This window comes from Winogradskyella damuponensis, from assembly GCF_039538385.1.
Taxonomy (GTDB): Bacteria; Bacteroidota; Bacteroidia; order Flavobacteriales; family Flavobacteriaceae; genus Winogradskyella; species Winogradskyella damuponensis.
In genome coordinates, this window is sequence record NZ_BAABCB010000021.1 from 1 (window position 1) to 2,478 (window position 2,478).

Consider the following 2,478-nt stretch of genomic DNA (forward strand, 5'->3'; position numbering starts at 1 on the left):
CTGATTTATCCTTAAATTTAATGAATTGTAAACTTAAGACGTGTATAATTAATTGCTTGGTTCTAGCCTACTTACGAAAATCCTCTCGGATTTTCTATTCGGTTTTTATTTGCTAAATTACGTGCTTAACCACGCAACTAATCATACACAAACACGTTGTGCTTCATTATAACCAACCGCTAACCAATGATAAAGTTCTTTAGAAAAATTAGACAAAAAATGCTTACAGAAAATAAATTCAGCAAGTATCTGATTTACGCAATTGGTGAAATTATTCTTGTTGTTATTGGAATTTTGATTGCACTACAGATTAACAATAAAAATGATGAAAGAAAAGCTGAAGAAAGTGTAAAAAAATTTTATGAATCCACTATTCTGGATTTAGATGAGGCTTCTAATGCCACAAGAACACAAATAAATTGGTTCAAAATGTACCAAGACTTAAATTTTTCTCTTTACGAACAGTCAAGAAAACAAATCCCAAATGATTCGACTTTAAATTTTAATTTATTGATTTGGACACATTCATTCAGACCATTAATAACTGATAATTATGAATCAAAATTTGACAAAATTAATAATGACAAAATTCAAGAACTGTTTAGGGATATCATATGGAGAGAACAATTGGTGGTAGAAGCAATTGAAGAATGGAATTTAATGAAAATCGGTACATTAAGACCATTCTTTTTTAAGAATAACATAAACAATGTGGATGAATCATTCAGTGCTGAACGATATAAATTTATTATGTATGAAGTAGAATTGTTAGATAGAGATAGTTTGATTGCTCACTATAACACATCGGAATTTGACCAAATCCTATACGAATTAAGACATAAAACATCTTGGGCGATACAATGTTTTGAAGGACTTGAAACGTCTAATAAAAATTTAAAATCGGCACTCGAATACTACCTTGATGGAGATTATCTAAATCTTAATAAAATCAAGTCATTAAAATATTATATGAAAGATGAATAAGTCAAAAAATAACGAAAGCACAACAATGTATAACCGCAATTACGGCGGATTCGACTACGTCCGAATCCACTCGGAATTGCTAACGTCTGTGCTAAACCGAAAACTAACGCATATTAACCCGTAACTGACGGTTATACGAGACCGTTCTATGCAATTTGAAAAACACCGTGAATGAATTACAAACTTTTGATATTTAGCCTATTTATAATCCTTTCATCTTGTAAGGATCAAAATTATCAACCATTAGAATTGATAGATATTAATTGCAATAAAGTTCCGGAAATTTTGCAAAATGTTTTTGATAGTGACCAAGGAATGAGAATAAATGGAGGAGAAATTAACCCAAAAATAGATAAAGAAAATCTGATAACAGTAGTTAGTTTAATTGAAAAATGTGGAATGCCTACATTAAAAGTAGTTAGCGATGTGCAAATGAGCGCAGTTTGGGTAGTTTTCCAACATGGAGACAATGCTAATCGAAAAAAATACTTACCACTTTTAGAAAAATCAGCAAAAAATGGAGATTTAAAAGCATCGCAAATTGCTTTGATGAAAGATAGAACAATGATGAACGATGACTTACCTCAAGTATACGGAACTCAAGTAATTCAAAATGNTGCCTACTTGCGAAAATTCCTGCGGAATTTTCTCTGGTTCGTAAAAGTTTGCTAAATTAGTTGCTAAACCACGCAACTAACCATACACAAACACGTTCTACGCAATTTGCGCGACTATCTCAAAACATTTGCCTAATTAGAAATATTAATAAAACTAAAAACTATGAGAATTTTATCCATCCTACTAATTATTTTGAATTTTTCATTCGCACAAAGTCAAAGCTCAAAAAACCTTTTAATCGACAAAGCGCCTTGCACTTTCGAAATGACAATTGCTGAATTAACAGACAATGAATTAAATTTTAAATGTGACGAAATCTATGAAAACCAATCTTTTGGAATAGAAAACTTTAAAATTAAGTTCATAAGAAACGCATCAATTCTTGTTTCAGGAAATTCACTCAATGGCAAATCTATTTCGTTAGCTAGAAAGCTTAAAACTGGAGATTATGTGACTATTTTCGATATAGAAAATATTAACATAAATGGAAAAAAATCCCAAGAATTTAAAACTTTAGTTATTAAAATTATTAAACCTTAATTAACAATATGAATTAAGATTAAGAATCAAACTAGAAATAACACTTTTAGAGTAAATAAACAGAATATTGAAATGAATGAAATAAAAACTGCGTAGAACACCGTGTATAGTTAATTGCTTTTTTGAGCTTACTTGCGAAAATTCCAGCGGAATTTTCACGGGTTCGTAAATGTTTGCTAACTTAGTTGCCTAACCACGCAACTAACCATACACAAAACCGTTAGCAAAGATTTTGGTGCTAACTTGCAATTTCAAGGCAATCACTAAATTCTGTACTTATTTTCATATCAAAACTACGTTGGAATTTAAAGCGGAATCTCAAAAAGTATTGCGCTG

At 30.5% G+C, this 2,478-nt stretch carries 2 protein-coding genes; both read left to right on the forward strand.

Going from position 1 to position 2,478, the window contains the following annotated elements; genetic code table 11:
- Nucleotides 1-186: 186 nt before the first annotated feature.
- Nucleotides 187-984, forward strand: a complete 798-nt coding sequence (locus ABD730_RS12925; RefSeq protein ID WP_425583552.1) for a hypothetical protein — start codon at nt 187-189, stop codon at nt 982-984.
- 780 nt (nt 985-1,764) lie between these two features.
- The gene (locus ABD730_RS12930; RefSeq protein WP_334471831.1) at nt 1,765-2,142 is read left to right on the forward strand and encodes a hypothetical protein; all 378 of its coding nucleotides are present in this window, start codon (nt 1,765-1,767) and stop codon (nt 2,140-2,142) included.
- Nucleotides 2,143-2,478 lie beyond the last annotated feature (336 nt).